Annotated in this window: 14 protein-coding genes; all 14 read left to right on the top strand. The window is 57.4% G+C overall.

From position 1 onward, the window contains the following. The first annotated feature begins 3 nt into the window (after positions 1-3). Positions 4-2,862, top strand: a complete 2,859-nt coding sequence (locus RAL88_RS14270; protein WP_306264413.1) for a [protein-PII] uridylyltransferase — start codon at positions 4-6, stop codon at positions 2,860-2,862. Then, positions 2,859-4,436, top strand: coding sequence for a murein biosynthesis integral membrane protein MurJ (gene murJ, locus RAL88_RS14265; protein WP_306264411.1), 1,578 nt, complete (start codon positions 2,859-2,861; stop codon positions 4,434-4,436). The genes RAL88_RS14270 and murJ overlap by 4 nt, the downstream gene beginning before the upstream one ends. Before the next feature lie 67 nt (positions 4,437-4,503). Continuing rightward, positions 4,504-5,562: a tryptophan--tRNA ligase gene (trpS, locus tag RAL88_RS14260; RefSeq protein ID WP_306264409.1), complete on the top strand. Its 1,059-nt coding sequence runs from the start codon at positions 4,504-4,506 to the stop codon at positions 5,560-5,562. A 43-nt stretch (positions 5,563-5,605) separates the two neighbouring features. After that, the gene (locus tag RAL88_RS14255; RefSeq protein WP_306264407.1) at positions 5,606-6,100 is read left to right on the top strand and encodes a universal stress protein; all 495 of its coding nucleotides are present in this window, start codon (positions 5,606-5,608) and stop codon (positions 6,098-6,100) included. 179 nt (positions 6,101-6,279) lie between these two features. After that, on the top strand, positions 6,280-6,843 hold the full coding sequence (locus RAL88_RS14250; protein WP_306264405.1) for a NifU family protein: 564 nt from the start codon (positions 6,280-6,282) through the stop codon (positions 6,841-6,843). A gap of 141 nt (positions 6,844-6,984) precedes the next feature. Beyond that, positions 6,985-7,713, top strand: coding sequence for a tRNA (adenosine(37)-N6)-threonylcarbamoyltransferase complex dimerization subunit type 1 TsaB (gene tsaB, locus RAL88_RS14245; RefSeq protein ID WP_306264403.1), 729 nt, complete (start codon positions 6,985-6,987; stop codon positions 7,711-7,713). Beyond that, positions 7,710-8,225 (top strand): N-acetyltransferase, encoded by a 516-nt coding sequence (locus RAL88_RS14240; RefSeq protein ID WP_306264401.1) that lies wholly within the window; start codon positions 7,710-7,712, stop codon positions 8,223-8,225. Before tsaB ends, RAL88_RS14240 begins: the two co-directional genes overlap by 4 nt. A gap of 51 nt (positions 8,226-8,276) precedes the next feature. Next, complete coding sequence (locus RAL88_RS14235) at positions 8,277-8,723, top strand: Fur family transcriptional regulator (RefSeq protein WP_306269704.1); 447 nt, start codon at positions 8,277-8,279, stop codon at positions 8,721-8,723. 9 nt (positions 8,724-8,732) lie between these two features. After that, positions 8,733-9,554, top strand: coding sequence for a 1-acyl-sn-glycerol-3-phosphate acyltransferase (locus RAL88_RS14230; protein ID WP_306264399.1), 822 nt, complete (start codon positions 8,733-8,735; stop codon positions 9,552-9,554). A gap of 115 nt (positions 9,555-9,669) precedes the next feature. Then, complete coding sequence (gene miaB, locus RAL88_RS14225; protein ID WP_306264398.1) at positions 9,670-11,097, top strand: tRNA (N6-isopentenyl adenosine(37)-C2)-methylthiotransferase MiaB; 1,428 nt, start codon at positions 9,670-9,672, stop codon at positions 11,095-11,097. 62 nt (positions 11,098-11,159) lie between these two features. Then, a complete protein-coding gene (locus RAL88_RS14220) occupies positions 11,160-12,212 on the top strand; it encodes a PhoH family protein (RefSeq protein ID WP_306269702.1) in 1,053 nt (350 codons plus the stop codon). After that, on the top strand, positions 12,205-12,714 hold the full coding sequence (gene ybeY, locus RAL88_RS14215) for an rRNA maturation RNase YbeY (protein ID WP_306264397.1): 510 nt from the start codon (positions 12,205-12,207) through the stop codon (positions 12,712-12,714). The genes RAL88_RS14220 and ybeY overlap by 8 nt, the downstream gene beginning before the upstream one ends. Positions 12,715-12,892: 178 nt before the next feature. Beyond that, entirely contained in the window at positions 12,893-13,978 is a 1,086-nt protein-coding gene (locus RAL88_RS14210; RefSeq protein WP_306264395.1) for a hemolysin family protein, read from the top strand. 108 nt (positions 13,979-14,086) lie between these two features. Continuing rightward, positions 14,087-15,808 (top strand): apolipoprotein N-acyltransferase, encoded by a 1,722-nt coding sequence (gene lnt / locus RAL88_RS14205; protein ID WP_306264393.1) that lies wholly within the window; start codon positions 14,087-14,089, stop codon positions 15,806-15,808. Positions 15,809-15,972 lie beyond the last annotated feature (164 nt).

The raw sequence follows: 15,972 nt of genomic DNA, 5'->3' as shown, positions 1-15,972 counted from the left end.
ATCATGGCCGCACTTGTAACGCAGACCCCGCTGATTGATCCGTACGCGCTTGCGCGGACTTTGAACGGCATTGTTGAAAATCACGACGGACGGGGCGATTCATCCGAGGTTCGCTCCGAGGCCCTCACGGCGCTGAAACAGGCTTACCAGAGCGGCTGCGAGCGGGCGGAAGCCCTGCTGCAGGATGACGGCAGCGGCACAGCCTGCGCCAGGCGCCTGTCGAACTTGCAGGACCAGTTGATGCACTGCATTCTGGATTTTGCCCTGTGCCATGTGTTTCCCAGCAGCAATCCGTCGATGGCCGAGAAACTGTCTGTGGTGGCGGTCGGCGGCTATGGCCGGGGCACTCTGGCCCCCGGCTCCGATATCGATCTGCTGTTTGTGCTGCCCTACAAACAGACGCCATGGGGCGAAAGCGTCGTGGAATATGTGCTCTATCTGTTGTGGGATATGGGCTTCAAGGTCGGCCATGCTACCCGTAACATTGATGAATGTGTGCGGCTTTCCAAAACCGATATGACAATCCGCACCTCCATTCTGGAAGCGCGTTATGTGTGCGGTAACCAGGCGCTGTTTGCTGAACTGACCGAACGCTTCAAGAAGGATGTGGTGCGCGGAACGGCCAGGGAATTCATTGTTGCCAAGCTGGAAGAACGCGACGATCGCCACAAACGCTCCGGCGCATCGCGATACCGGGTGGAACCGAATATCAAGGAAGGCAAGGGTGGCCTGCGCGATCTGCACACCCTGTTCTGGATTGCCAGATATTTCTACGGCATCGACCGGACCGATGAGCTGATCAAACTCGGCGTTCTGACCCGCAAGGAACACAATCTTTTCGTCAAATGCGAAGATTTTCTGTGGGCGGTGCGCTGCCATCTGCATTTTCTCACCGGACGTCCTGAAGAACGCCTGTCATTTGACGTTCAGACGGAAATGGCAAGACGGCTGGACTATCATGAACATGGCGGGCTCGCTGCTGTTGAGCGCTTCATGAAGCACTATTTCCTGATTGCCAAGGATGTCGGCGATCTGACACGCATCTTCTGCGCCCAACTGGAAGAATCCAATGCCAAGGATGCCCCGGGCCTGAACCGGCTGTTCCTCAATCTGACCGGACGGCGCAGACGCAAAATCCGCGGATCGAAGGACTTCGTTCTGGAAACCAAACGCATTACGGCGGCAGATGAAACCGTATTCCAGCGCGATCCGGTCAATCTGATACGGATGTTCTGGCTGGCCGACAAACACAATGTCGCGTTCCATCCCGATACGATTCAGCTGGTGCGCAGATCGCTCAAATTCATTACCAAGAAAGTGCGGGAAAATCCGGAGGCGAACCGGCTTTTTCTGGATATTCTGACCAGCCGGAACCAGCCGGAGACTGTCTTGCGGCGGATGAATGAAACCGGTGTTCTGGGCCGCTTCATCCCCGATTTTGGCCGTGTCGTGGCGATGATGCAGTTCAACATGTATCACCACTTTACGGTGGATGAGCATTTGTTGAGATCAATCGGCATTCTGTCGGAAATTGACCGCGGTGAACTGGAAGCGGAACACCCTCTGGCCAATAAGATTTTTTCGGAAATCAAGGATCGCGTGGTGCTGTATGTCGCCCTGTTCCTGCATGACATCGCCAAGGGACGGAATGAGGATCATTCCATCGCTGGCGCAAAAGTGGCGCGCAAACTGTGTCCGCGTTTCGGCCTGACAGCGGCGCAGACGGAGCTGGTCGCCTGGTTGATTGAGGAACATCTGACGATGTCCGCCATCGCGCAGTCGCGCGACCTGGCGGACCGCAAGACAATTCAGGATTTTGCCGGCTGCATGCAGACGTTCGAGCGGATGAAAATGCTGGTGATCCTGACAGTCTGCGACATCAAGGCAGTGGGTCCGGGAGTCTGGAACGGCTGGAAAGGCCAGTTGCTGCGCACGCTGTATTACGAGACCGAGCCGTTGCTGACCGGCGGCTTCACCCAGGTTGGACAGAGCGAACGCGTGCACCGCGCCATGGAACGGCTTGGCAGCACTTTGAGGGAAGAAAAACGCGGCGACGAAAAGGTCTGGAACCAGCGCCAGGTCAATGCCTATCAGAAACTGCATTATCCGGCTTACTGGCTGCGCGTCGACCCGGAAACCATGATCTACCATGCCCGGTTTATCAATGATGTGGAAACTTCCAAACGCAGTTTTGCAACCGGCGTTCACACCAAATCCTTTGAAGGTATTACCGAGATCACCGTCTACGCGCCGGATCATCCAAGGCTGCTGGCCTATGTGACCGGGGCCTGTGCGGTGGCCGGCGCCAATATTGTCGACGCGCAGATTTTCACCACGACCAATGGCAAGGCGCTGGATTCCATTTTCATCAATCGTGAATTCAACGATGATGCTGATGAGCTGCGCCGTGGCGCGCGAATCGGAGAACTGATTGAAGACGTGTTGAACGGGTCTTTGCATCTGCCCGCCGTGCTCGCCAGCAAGAGCCAGAAAACACGCCGTCAGAAAGCGTTTTCACTGGAACCGACGGTTACGATCGACAATACGGTCTCCAATCTGTTTTCAGTGGTTGAAGTCTCCGGTCTCGACCGGCTCGGACTGCTTTACGATCTGACCACCGCGATGGCAGACCTCAATTTGAATATTGCCTCGGCCCATATTGCGACCTTTGGCGAACGGGCACTGGACGGTTTCTACGTCACCGATCTGATCGGCGAAAAAATCACTAACCCGGGCAAACACAGAACCATCAAGAACCGGCTGTTGCGGGTATTCATGACCAAGCCGGGGACTGCCGGCCATGTGCCAACCAAAGCGAAACGCAACACTCCGCCGGCAACTCATGAAAGACCGTCGGCTTGAGGTTCTTCTCCAACTTTTTTACCGTCGGCTTTGCTACACTTCTCAGCCGGCTGCTAGGTTTTGTCCGCGATCTGCTGATGGCCGCCTTTGTCGGAACAGGGCCGGTCGCCGACGCATTTCTGGTGGCATTCCGGCTGCCCAACCTGTTTCGCAGATTGTTCGCCGAAGGGGCATTCAACGCTGCCTTTGTGCCGCTATTCGCCCGCTCTCTGGAAGACAGTGAAGCGGCAAATGAGCCCGACCGGGCAAGCCATTTCGCCAGCGAGGTTCTGGCAGTTTTCCTGTTTGCACTGTTGCTGCTGACGGCGTTGGCAGAGATTGCAACACCGCTGTTTGTGACTGTGCTGGCGCCGGGGTTTCTGGGCGATGCGGCGAAGTTCGATCTGGCTGTCTGGCTGACGCGGATCACTTTCCCCTATCTTTTGTGCATGTCCCTGATTGCGATGCTGAGCGGGATGCTGAACACATTCGGGCATTTTCGCGCCGCCGCTTATGGCCCGATTCTGCTGAACATCATTCTGATTTCGGCTCTGACTGTCATCGGGCTGCGCGGTTTTGGCGATACGCCGATCTCGGGCTACTGGCTGGCCTGGGGCGTGTTCACTGCCGGCTTTGTGCAATTGGGGGTGTTGTACTGGGCGTTCCGCAGAACCGGCTTCAAATTCCGACTGAAACGGCCGCGTCTGACCAAATCGGTGAAGCGCTTGCTGGCACTTGGCCTGCCGGGTGTGATTGCCGGCGGCGTGACCCAGGTCAATATCCTGGTGGGGACAATCATCGCCTCAACCCAGGCCAGTGCGGTTTCGTTTCTGTATTATGCCGACCGGCTGTATCAGTTTCCACTCGGGATTGTCGGGATCGCCATGGGCGTCGTGCTGCTGCCGGTGCTGTCTCGTCATATTCGCAGAGATGAGGCGCAAATTGCCAGCGACACCCAGAACCGGGCATTCGAACTGGCGCTGGCGCTGACCCTGCCTGCAGCAATGGCGCTGTTTCTGGTGCCTGATGATGTTATCCGGCTGATGTTCGAGCGCGGCAATTTCTCCCCCGCCGACACAAAGGCGACCGGAGCGGCACTTGCGGCCTTCGCCTGGGGATTACCCGCCTTCGTGCTGATCAAGGTTTTTTCACCAGGTTATTTCGCCCGCGAAGATACCAGGACACCGATGTATTTTGCCGGCATCGGGGTTGCGGTGAATGTCGGGGTTTCCCTGGCGCTGTTCCCACTGTTCCAGCATGTGGGAATTGCAATCGCCACGTCTGTGGCCGGCTGGGTCAATGCGCTGTGCCTGGGCATCGTGCTGTGGAAACGCGGGCATTTTATCTGGGATGAAAGCCTGCATCGGCGCGTTCCGCGTCTACTGCTGGCAACCGCCCTGACCGGCGTGTGGATTTACTATGGTGCCAACTGGCTGGAGCCGTTGCTGGTCAATGAGCTGTTTGTGCAGAAATTTCTCGGCATGGCCATTCTTGCAAGTGTCAGCCTGGCCCTGTTCGGGTTGCTTTGCCAGATCGCCGGAGTTCTCAATGTGCTGACGATTTTGCGCCGCATCCGCCGCCGGTCCAAAGGTTGAGTCTTGCCAGCCACGTCCGGCTTCGTCATAAGGGCGTGTCCTTCAATTCCTGTAACAAGAGTTATTCATGAATACGGCAGCTTCCGGTTTTGAACCTCGGGTGTTTTCCGGCATCCAGCCCAGCGGTAACGTGCATCTTGGCAATTATCTTGGTGCCATCAAGCGCTTTGTGGCCGTGCAGGACAGCTACAATTGCGTTTATTGTGTTGTCGACCTGCATGCGGTCACGGTCTGGCAGGATCCTGACGTGCTGCGGCAGAAAACCCGCGAAGTGACCGCTGCCTTTCTGGCTGCGGGCATCGATCCGGCGAAACATATCGTGTTCAATCAGAGCCAGGTCAAGGAACATGCCGAGCTGGCATGGTTGTTCAATTGCGTTGCCCGCATGGGCTGGCTCAGCCGCATGACGCAGTTCAAGGACAAGGCCGGCAAGAATCGCGAAAATGTATCCGTCGGCCTGTTCGCCTATCCCGATCTGATGGCAGCCGACATACTGGCCTATCGCGCAACTTTGGTCCCGGTTGGCGAAGATCAGAAGCAGCATCTGGAACTGGCGCGCGACATTGCGCAGAAATTCAATATGGATTTTGCTGAGCAAATCGACCGGCTCGGACTGGGGGTCGGTGCCGACAAGACGTTCTTTCCGCTGCCTGAGCCACTGATTACCGGTGCCGGTACGCGGGTGATGTCGTTGCGGGATGGCAGCAAGAAAATGTCGAGCTCCGACGCTTCCGATCTGTCACGGCTCAATCTGACCGATGATGCCGATGAACTGGCGAAAAAGGTGCGCAAGGCGAAGACCGATCCGGCGCCATTGCCGGACACTCTTGAGGAGTTGGCTGAGCGGCCGGAAGCGCGCAATCTGATCAATATTTATGCCGGGCTTGCCGACGAAACGCCGCAAAAGGTGCTGTCCGAATTCGCCGGTGCCGAGTTTTCAACCTTCAAGCCGGCTCTGGCTGATCTGGCGGTGCAGACGCTGTCACCGATCACCCAGGAAATGCGCCGCCTGATGGATGATACAGATCATGTCGATGCTGTGCTGCGCGACGGGGCAGAACGGGCGCGGGTGCTTGCGGCGCCTGTTCTGCGCGATGTCAAAGCCATATTCGGATTTGTGTCATGACAAATTACTTGCCGACAACAGCAGGCAATGGCAGCATCCGCCCATGATGAAGCAACGCAAAAGTAGAGAAGAAGGTCACCGCCGCAAGTTTCTGGTGGTGATTGACGACACGCCCGAGTGTCACCGCGCTCTGATTTATGCGGCCCGACGCGCAGAGCACACAGGCGGCGGTCTGGTGCTGCTCTATGTCATCTCCACCGGCGAGTTTCAGCACTGGATAGGCGTGGAGGACATTATGCGCGCCGAAGCCCGCGAAGAAGCGGAAGCCGTGCTGGCGCGGTATGAAAACGAGGTCAATTCGGTTTCAACCATTCGTCCGGAACTGGTGATTCTGGAAGGCCAGCGCGCACCCCAGATCATGGAACTGATCGAGGAAGACGAGGATATTGCCATTCTGGTTCTGGCCGCCGCCGCCGCCGGTTCGGAAGGCCCCGGCCCGCTGATTGCATCGCTTGCCAACAAGAGCGACGCCTTTCCGATTCCCGTTACCATTGTCCCCGGCGATCTGACCGATGAGGATATGGACGCGATTGTCTGAGCGGGAGCAGGTTTGCGACGGGTCCGGAATGACGGGACCTTGATATTGCGGAAAAGCGCCTCCCAGTCTAGAATAGTTCTAATTTAGACCTTTTACATCGCCAAATTTAGCCTATATCGGTGATTGACGATAAAACATATGCGGCGCAGATTGATGCCGTCTCCGGGGAGTTTGATTCCATGTTTATTCAGACAGAAGCCACACCCAACCCTGCCACGTTGAAATTCCTGCCGGGACAGACCGTTCTGGCACAGGAGACGCGCGATTACCGCAGCGTTTCGGAGGCCGAGGAATCCCCTCTGGCGCAGAAACTGTTTTCAGTTGAAGGCGTTGATGGCGTATTCTTTGGTCAGGAGTTCATTTCGGTTACCAAATCGGATGTCGAGTGGGCCCATATCAAACCCGCCATTCTGGGCGCGATCATGGAGCATTTCATGTCCGGCCAGCCGGTGCTCAACGACACCGGAGCACAGGTTGACGAGACCAGTGGCGAGTTTTTTGAAGAAAGTGATGCGGAAACGGTCAAAGTCATCAAGGAATTGCTCGAAACGCGGGTGCGCCCCGCTGTGGCCAATGATGGCGGCGACATTACTTTTCAGGGTTTCAAAGACGGTGTGGTGTTCCTGCATATGCGCGGAGCCTGCGCCGGTTGTCCGTCTTCGACGGCGACTTTGAAACACGGCATTGAAAACCTGCTGCGCCATTTCGTCCCTGATGTTCAGGAAGTGCGTCCCGTCATCTGATGATCTATCGCCGTGTTTCGACGTTTTCATGCCGGGCCGCAGGGTCCGGCATTTGTTTCAGAGCACGGTTCAGGACTGTGCTCCATGCAGCCAGGTAAGGCTTGGCAGCGCCGTAAAAGAATTTGAGATCGTATCTGTCTTATGATTCAGCTCAGCATTGATACCTGCAATTCCCTGTGTGCGGTCGCGCTCTCGCGATGGCAGAATGACAGGCTGCAGCTTCTGGCCCAGGACACTCGGGATCTGGGCCGGGGTCATGCCGAAGTGCTGATCGGTCAGATTGCCCGGCTGCTGGCCGATAGCGGCCTGCGCGCGGCTGATCTGCAACGTATCGCGGTGACGACGGGTCCGGGGTCCTTCACCGGCCAGCGGGTCGGATTGGCGGCAGCGCGTGTCCTCTCCGCCAGTCTGAACATTGAAGCTGTCGGTGTCGGTGTGCTTGATGCCCTGGTGCGGCAGGCGGCTGGAAAAAATCCGTCTGCGCGAACATTTTGCGCTATCTGCGATGCGCGGCGCGATGCTGCCTATGTCAAGGCGGTTGACCGGGATGGAGCGGTGCGCATTGAGGCCAGCCTGATCCAGATCAGCGATCTGACGGCGCGGATCGACGCCCTGCCGCACCCACTGTGCCTGATCGGCTCCGGCGTGTCATTGATAGAAGCCGCGACAGAGTTGGCACAATCGCCGGGCCGACAGTGCCTGGATACCGCCTTTCCCGACATTGCCACAATAGCCGAACTCGGCCACACCATGAACGCCGCAGACAACCCGGCCAGGCCGCTTTATCTGCGTGGCGCCGACGCAAAGCCGCAATCGGCAAAACATGTATTGCGTCCTGTCGCAACCGCTCATCACGAGGTGTCGCTGTGATCTCGTTCCTCAACCCTGCCCGCCTGATTACCCGGGAAATCCTGCTGCGCCCGCTTGACGTGGAGGATGCTACGGCAATTTCGGATATCCATGCCACCGGCTTTGATCCGGCCTGGGGAACGGAAGATATGATGGGGCTGCTGCGGCAGAGCAATGTTTTCGGTTTTCTCGCTTTTGAATCCGGGGCGCTGATCCGCAACCGGCCTGCCGGCTTTGTACTGCTGCGCCACGCCGCCGATGAGGCGGAAATCCTGACCATTGCCGTCAGCCCTCACGCCAGAGGGCGCGGTGTGGGACGCCTGTTGATGAATGAGGCGCTGCGCAAACTCTATGCAGATCGCATCAACAAGCTGATTCTGGAGGTCGATGAAAACAATCAATCGGCTTTGCATCTCTACCGGGATTTGGGTTTTGAGCAGGTCGGTGTGCGCAAGGGCTATTATACTCCTGCACAAAAACGTGAGGGCGTCTCCGGCGGCACAGCGCTTGTCATGGCCTGCAATGTTCGTTAATCGAAACTTGAAGCAACACATCTCTGGCGGATGGCTGCAATGGCACCCAGACTGATCGATGCCCACAAAACGTCCCTGCTTGAACAGCAATGCGGCGAAAAAGGCCTGCGCTTGACCGAACAGCGCCGTGTCATTGCGCGCGTGCTGGAACAGTCTGACGATCATCCCGATGTGGAAGAACTGCATGCCCGCACTGCGGCCATCGATGCAAATATTTCGGTCTCGACGGTGTATCGCACGATGCGGCTGTTTGAAGAACAGGGCATTATCGCGCGTCATGATTTCCGCGACGGCCGGTCACGCTATGAAACCGTGCCCGACGAACATCACGATCATCTGATCGATGTCAAAAACGGCCATGTCATCGAATTCCGCAATGAGCGGATTGAACAATTGCAGGAACTGATTGCCGAAGAACTGGGCTATCGGCTGGTTGATCACCGGCTTGAACTCTATGCCGTGCCGATGAAAAAGCCCAACCGCAGCGATCTGGAATAGGGCCCGGCATTGGCAAGCCTTTTTGCAGTCTTGCGGGTTCTGCTGCTGATCCTCTTCACGCTCCTGCTGCTGCCTTTCCACCTCTTGTTGCTGTTGTTTGCTCCCAAATCTGCGAACAAATCTGCCTGTCTGTGGCACATTGTATCGTCCTGGACGCTGGGTGTGCGCACAAAGGTTTCGGGCAGGCCGCAACCGGGTCCGGTGCTGTATCTGTGCAATCATGTGTCGTGGCTCGATATCATCATCCTGTCGCGGGCCGCGCCGCTGTCCTTCGTCGCAAAAGCCGACGTCGCAGCCTGGCCGGTGTTTTCCTGGCTGGCGAAATGGCAGCGCACGATTTTCGTCGAGCGTGAGCGGCGCAGCAAAACCGCTGTCGCGATTGACGCCATGGTCGAGCGGCTGGAAAGCCATGATGCGCTGGTGCTGTTTCCCGAAGGCACCAGCAGCGAGGGATGGGGCATCCTGCCCTTCAAAAGCGCCCTGATCGGCGCGGTGGTGGCGACTGCGGCGCGGCTTGAAGATCAGCATGATGTCGATCTCTTCGTTCAGCCGGTTGCACTGGCCTATACACACTTGAAGGGCATTGCGCTTGGCCGCATGGAAGCCGACCGCGCGGCCTGGATCGGCGATGTCGATCTGGTGCCGCATTTATGGTCGGTGATCACCACCGGCGGTCTGCAGGCACATATCGTGTTTGGCGATCCGGTCGAGGTGAACCCGGACACCAACCGCAAGATTCTGGCAAAGCAGATGGAAGCCGAAGTGCTGAAACAGCTGGAGCAGGCGCGCAAACCGGGCCGTCAGCACTCCAAGACAAATGGTTCACTGTAATCATGACACGATCTAACTCTATCCTTTGCCACCGGGACAAAACGCGTTAGAACGCCGGAAACAGTATCCAGAACAGAATTTTTGGCGCACAAGCGCTGAACCGCAGGACTTCAGCATGGTCGAGACCGGCACAAACCAGACAGAGATCAACCCGCACCCGGAAGCGGATGCGACGGCGCGCGGCAAGAAGGTTTTCATCAAAACCTATGGCTGCCAGATGAATGTCTATGATTCCACGCGGATGACCGATGCGCTCGCGCCGGAAGGCTATGCCGAGACGACAAAGCTGGAAGAAGCGGATCTGGTGATCCTCAACACCTGCCACATTCGTGAAAAGGCTGCGGAAAAAGTCTATTCGGAAATCGGCCGCATCCGCAAAATCCGCGATGCGCGCGGTGCCGATGCCAAAGTGATGAAAATCGGCGTGGCGGGCTGCGTGGCCCAGGCGGAGGGCGAAGAGATCATGCGCCGGGCGCCAGTGGTGGATCTGGTGTTCGGCCCGCAAAGCTATCACCGTCTGCCGGGCCTTTTGAAGCAGGTCGAGGCGGGGCATTCGGTGGTCGAAACCGAATTTCCCGAAGAAGACAAGTTCAAGCACCTTCCGGCAGCAAAACCGGCTGTCACAAGGGCACGAGGCTTTACTGCCTTTCTGACCGTGCAGGAAGGCTGCGACAAGTTCTGCACCTTTTGCGTGGTGCCCTATACGCGCGGCGCAGAAGTCTCGCGCCCGGTGGCTGATATTGTGGCCGAGGCGCGCGCTCTGGTAGCTGCCGGGGTGAAGGAAATCACCCTTCTGGGGCAGAACGTCAATGCCTATCACGGCAAAGCCGCCGATGGCTCCAGCCAGGGCCTTGGCCGGTTGCTGCAGGAGCTGGCGGTGATCGATGGTCTGGCGCGGCTGCGTTACACCACCAGCCATCCGCGCGATATGGATGAAAGCCTGATTGCGGCGCACCGCGATATTGCCTGCGTGATGCCTTATCTGCACCTGCCGATCCAGTCCGGCTCCGACCGGATGCTGGCGGCGATGAACCGGCGCCACACGCGGCGCGATTATGTGGAACTGATCGGAAAAATCCGCGCCGCGCGGCCTGATCTGGCCTTGTCGGGCGATTTCATTGTCGGATTTCCCGGCGAAACCGAGGCGGATTTTGAAGACACTTTGTCGCTCATCCGCGAGATCGGCTACGCCCAGGCCTATTCGTTCAAATACAGCCCGCGCCCCGGCACACCGGCCGCAGGCCATGACGAGCAAGTGCCCGAAGATGTAAAATCAGCGCGGTTGCAGCGGCTGCAGGCCCTGCTCAACGACCAGCAGATTGCCTTCAACGCTTCCAAGGTCGGCAGCACGATGGAGATCCTTCTGGAGCGCAAGGGCCGTGAACCGGGCCAGCTGGGCGGACGCTCGCCATGGCTGCAGCCGGTGCATGTCATGGCCTCGGATCAGCTGATCGGCACTTTGCAGCCGGTGCGGATTACCGGTATTACAAAATTCAGCTTGTCTGCGGAACTGATAGCATCACCTAATGCCAGTGCGGCCTAGTGAGTCGCCCAAACCTGAGAGATTCTGATTTGAACCCAATGTTCTTTTTCGCCCCGGCTGACATGCGCGGCGATGCCATTCGCGATTTGGCAATTCCAGCGACAGAAAAGGACCAGATTGTTCTGGTGTTCGACGATAATCGTCTGGTTGGAGACCTGTTCGGGCAATTTGATCAGAATCTGGCATTGCTGGAGCAATTGCTGAACGTCGAAGCGCTGGCGCGCGGCAACCAGGTAACCCTGCGCGGCAGCAAGGAAGCCTGTGGCGAAGCCCGCGATGTGCTGGAAACCCTGTATCAGCGTCTTGCCGCTGGTGATGAATTGTCGCCCGGCGATGTGGATGGCGTGATCCGCATGGTGCGCGCTGAAACCGCGCAACCCTCGCTGCCGATCCTGGAAGACGACAATCGCGGCAAGGGCGCCCGTGTTGCCATGTCGCAGATTTCGACACGGCGCAAAACCGTGATTGCCCGCACGCCGACCCAGGATGCCTATATCAGGGCGATGCAGCGCAATGAGCTGGTGTTCGGTCTTGGACCCGCGGGAACTGGCAAGACCTATCTGGCGGTTGCCTATGCGGCCGCGCTTCTGGAGCGCGGCGAGGCGTCGCGGCTGATCCTGTCGCGTCCGGCCGTGGAAGCCGGGGAACGGCTTGGCTTTCTGCCCGGTGACATGCGCGAAAAGGTCGATCCCTATCTGCGTCCCCTGTATGATGCGCTGTATGACATGATGCCGCCGGAACGGGTGGAGCGGGGCCTGCAATCGGGCATGATTGAAGTGGCCCCTCTGGCGTTCATGCGCGGGCGCACCCTGGCCGATGCCATTGTCATTCTCGATGAGGCGCAGAACACGACTTCGATGCAGATGAAAATGTTCCTGACCCGCCTTGGGGAAAATTCGAAAATGATCGTCACCGGCGATTCCAGCCAGGTGGATTTGCCGCCGGGACAGGTTTCCGGGCTGGTTGAAGCCACAGGGTTGCTGGAAAATGTCGAGGGCATTTCAATGATCCGCTTCACTGATCAGGATGTGGTGCGCCACCAGCTGGTGGCCCGCATTGTCCGCGCATATGACAAGGCCGGCGCTCAGATCGCCCGCGGCAGGAAAAATGCCTGACGGAACTGCGCCTGAACCGGAACCGGGACAGTTCCGGTTGAACTGTGTGGCCGGCGATCCGCGCTGGCAGGATGTTCCCGATCCTGCCGGTCTTTGCGCAAGGGTGGCACAGGCCTGTCAGCCGGTGATCAATTATTCAGGTGCCCTTGAAGCCACGGTGCTGCTGACCGATGACGCCCAGGTGCAGGATCTGAATGCCCGCTTTCGCAATCAGGACAAGCCGACCAATGTGCTTTCCTTTGCCAATGAGGACGAACAACCGGATGCAGACAGCGGGGCGCTTTATCTTGGCGATATTGCAATCAGCTATGATACCGTGTTGCGTGAAGCTGACGAGACCGGCAAATCCCTGCAGGACCATCTGACCCATCTGATTGTCCACGGCGTTCTGCATCTGGCAGGTTTTGATCATGAAGACGATGCAGAGGCCGAGGACATGGAAGGGCAGGAAGTGGAAATTCTTCTAGGTTTGGGAATTGTTGACCCTTATATGGCAGTGTAAAGCCGTGCGGATCGGAAATCCGCCACAAAGGACGTGTCAAAACGCCAAGCATGGCCTACATTTTTTGAAATAAGACACATTGAGAATCGCAGAAATGCCCGCCTCTTCAAATTCTGTCAGAAAATCTGACAGCTCTGCTGAAAGTTCATCTGACCAATCTGGCGAGTCCGCACCCAGTTTGAGCGTTTCTTCAGTTCCCCTGCCCCAGGAAAACACCAACCCGGAAACATTGAACGGCTCCAGCCGGGATGGCATTCTGGGCCGGTTCAAGAAAATCCTTGGCATCAAAAATGGCAGCATCCGCCAGGACCTGCAATTCGCGCTGTCTGATGACAGTTTCGATGACGGCCATTTCAGCGCCGATGAACGGATGTTCCTGAGCAATATTCTGGCGTTGCGCGATGTGCGGGTAGAGCATGTCATGGTGCCTCGCGGCGATGTTGATGCAGTTTCCATCACCACCAATCTGGCCGAATTACTGCACCTGTTCCGCAATGCAGGGCATTCCCGCATGCCGGTGTTCGGTGACACGCTGGATGATCCGCGCGGCATGGTCCACATCAAGGATGTGCTGGTCTACATGACCAAGACAGCGGATTACAAACCGGATCCCGGTGTCAAGCGACGGCGCAAAATGGCGGGTGATCTGGATTTGCGGCAGATTGATCTGGCGGCCTCTCTGGAAGACACCGCACTCATTCGGCCGGTGCTGTTTGTCCCGCCATCAATGAAAGCATCGGCGTTGCTGGCAAAAATGCAGGTGGCCCGTATTCAGATGGCGCTGGTCATTGATGAATATGGCGGTACGGACGGGCTTGTCTCGATGGAAGACCTTGTGGAAACCATTGTCGGTGACATTGAAGATGAGCATGACGAGGATGAAAAGCCCACAATTGTCGCCGAAAGCGAGACCAGTTTTGTTGCCGACGCAAAAACCGATCTGGATGAAGTTGTCAGGGTTATCGGACCGGAATTCACACTTGGCGAATATTCCGAGGATGCCGATACCCTTGGTGGGCTGGTCTACGGACTGGTCGGCAGAATTCCAATTCGCGGCGAGCTTATTCCGGCACCCGGACCGTTTGAGATTGAAGTTCTGGAAGCTGATCCACGGCGCATCAAACGGCTGCGTATCCACCGCCGACGCCGCAAGATCGGCAGCAAGATTGCCACCAATCGTAACCGGGAACCGACGACTTCCGATCCCAGCGCCCAGGAGCCGGCGAATTTGCCGCACACTGAAACCCCGAGCACTCCGCAATAGGCTTTTCACCGACGCCACTTCCCCTTGGCCGTTAGCGGCCTGTTGGCTGACTGAGTCCAATTGTGCAGGCCCGTCAATCAAGACAGGTGCTGTAATATGGTGCACTCCATGTTGAAATCGCTGCTCTCGCTGCGCGGCAGACGCAGAGCGGCAAGTGTGATCCTGCTCGGAGCATTCGCGGCGCTGGCAATGGCGCCGGTTCATTTCTCGCCGGCGCTTCTGATCTCGTTCAGCGGATTCTGCCTGATTCTCGACAGCGCCGTTGCCGACCAGACAATTTGCGGGACATTGGGCCGGAAAATACGGATGGCGGCCTGGCTCGGCTGGTGTTTCGGTTTCGGTTATTTCCTTGCAGGTCTGTGGTGGATTGGCTCGGCGGTGCTGGTCGATGGCTGGACATTTGCCTGGGCCCTGCCATTTGCTGTGGCCGGAATTCCGGCGGGCCTGGGATTGTTCTGGGGCCTTGCGGCGGCAGGAAGCGTTCTGTTGTGGCGCTCCAATGCGGAGAAAATTCTCAGCCTGGTGGTGTTTTTCACACTGGCTGAATATCTGCGCGGCCATATTCTGACGGGGTTTCCGTGGAACGCGCTTGGTTACGCCGCGATGCCGACCCCGCTGTTCATGCAGAGCGCAAGTGTGCTCGGGCTGTGGGGCGTTACCTTGCTGACGGTTCTTGTGGCATCGAGTCCCGCGCTATTTTTTTTGCCAGTCAACGGGTCCAGAAATTGGCCGTCTTTGGCGGTGCTGCTGGTCGCGGCAGCGGCGCTCGCGGGTCATACCACGTTCGGCTTCTGGCGGCTTGCACAGCCGCTACCTGCGGGAAGTGACACCGCTCCGGTCATGCTGCGGCTGCTGCAACCCAACATCAGTCAGCGGGACAAATGGCGTCAGGGCAATGAAGAGGCGGTTTTTCAAACCCATCTCGATCTGAGTGCCGCACCCGGACTGGACCAGATCGATGCTCTGATCTGGCCGGAATCGGCCTTTCCATTTCTGGTGCTGCAGAATTCCAATGCCTTGTCACGGATCGATGCATTGTTGCCGAAAGGGGTGATGCTTCTGGCCGGTGCTGTCCGCGTCAGGCCGCTGGATTCAGCTTTGTCACAATTAGCTCTGGCATCTCCGGCACCTCCGGCACCTCCGGATCTGAAATTCTACAACTCAATGATCGCCTTTAATGACCGCGCCGAGCCGGTGGGATTTTATGACAAGCAGCGTCTCGTGCCATTTGGTGAATTCATGCCTTTCATGGACCTTCTGGAGCGCTTCGGAATTGCCAATCTGGTGACTGTTCCGGGTGGGTTTGCATCCGGGACAGGCAGCAACCTGATGGATCCCGGCCCAGCTGCAGCTTCCGACCCGCTCGATGTGGCATTGCCGCCAATGCGTGTGTTGATTTGCTATGAAGCGATTTTTCCAGGATTTTCCGCAGCCGATCATGACGGGTTTTCTGATCGCGACATCCGCGCCACAGGTTCAGGCGCCAGATCTGCGCAATGGATTGTGAATCTGACCAATGATGCCTGGTTTGGCCGTCTCGCAGGGCCGTACCAGCATTTCCAGCAGGCCAGAATGCGGGCGGTCGAAGAAGGACTGCCCCTGATCCGGGTGGCCAATACCGGTATCAGCGCTGTCGTGGACGGGTTCGGACGCGTTGAGCAAAGTCTGCCGCTCGGCACTGAAGGCATCATCGACACTGCCTTGCCGGAAGTGCTTGCCGACACGTTTTACAGCCGCTTCAGAGATATTCCCTTCGCCTTGCTGATGACTCTTTTGAGCACGATACTGATTTGCGGACGGATTTTTGGGAAGCCACATAGCTCCAAGTAAAACCAACACATCTCTAAGATGAAACGCCAAGGTTCTCCTGACCCTACCCGGACATCACAAGTTGTGATTTGCAAATATCGCAGTTTTTTCATTGATCGTGCGAATTTCGCACGATAAAGAAGGAACTGTAAGTTACGACATATTTCGCGACGATCAGTAGTTCT

The sequence above is a fragment of the Pararhizobium sp. IMCC3301 genome (assembly GCF_030758315.1).
Lineage (GTDB): Bacteria > Pseudomonadota > Alphaproteobacteria > Rhizobiales.
This window is presented reverse-complemented; position numbering and strand designations above follow the sequence as displayed.

Coding starts and splice junctions, on each gene's coding strand:
- RAL88_RS14270 (WP_306264413.1), top strand. CDS start 4: ATGGCCGCACTTGTAACGCAGACCCCGCTGATTGATCCGTACGCGCTT.
- trpS (WP_306264409.1), top strand. CDS start 4,504: ATGAATACGGCAGCTTCCGGTTTTGAACCTCGGGTGTTTTCCGGCATC.
- RAL88_RS14255 (WP_306264407.1), top strand. CDS start 5,606: ATGATGAAGCAACGCAAAAGTAGAGAAGAAGGTCACCGCCGCAAGTTT.
- RAL88_RS14250 (WP_306264405.1), top strand. CDS start 6,280: ATGTTTATTCAGACAGAAGCCACACCCAACCCTGCCACGTTGAAATTC.
- tsaB (WP_306264403.1), top strand. CDS start 6,985: ATGATTCAGCTCAGCATTGATACCTGCAATTCCCTGTGTGCGGTCGCG.
- miaB (WP_306264398.1), top strand. CDS start 9,670: ATGGTCGAGACCGGCACAAACCAGACAGAGATCAACCCGCACCCGGAA.
- RAL88_RS14220 (WP_306269702.1), top strand. CDS start 11,160: ATGCGCGGCGATGCCATTCGCGATTTGGCAATTCCAGCGACAGAAAAG.
- ybeY (WP_306264397.1), top strand. CDS start 12,205: ATGCCTGACGGAACTGCGCCTGAACCGGAACCGGGACAGTTCCGGTTG.
- lnt (WP_306264393.1), top strand. CDS start 14,087: ATGTTGAAATCGCTGCTCTCGCTGCGCGGCAGACGCAGAGCGGCAAGT.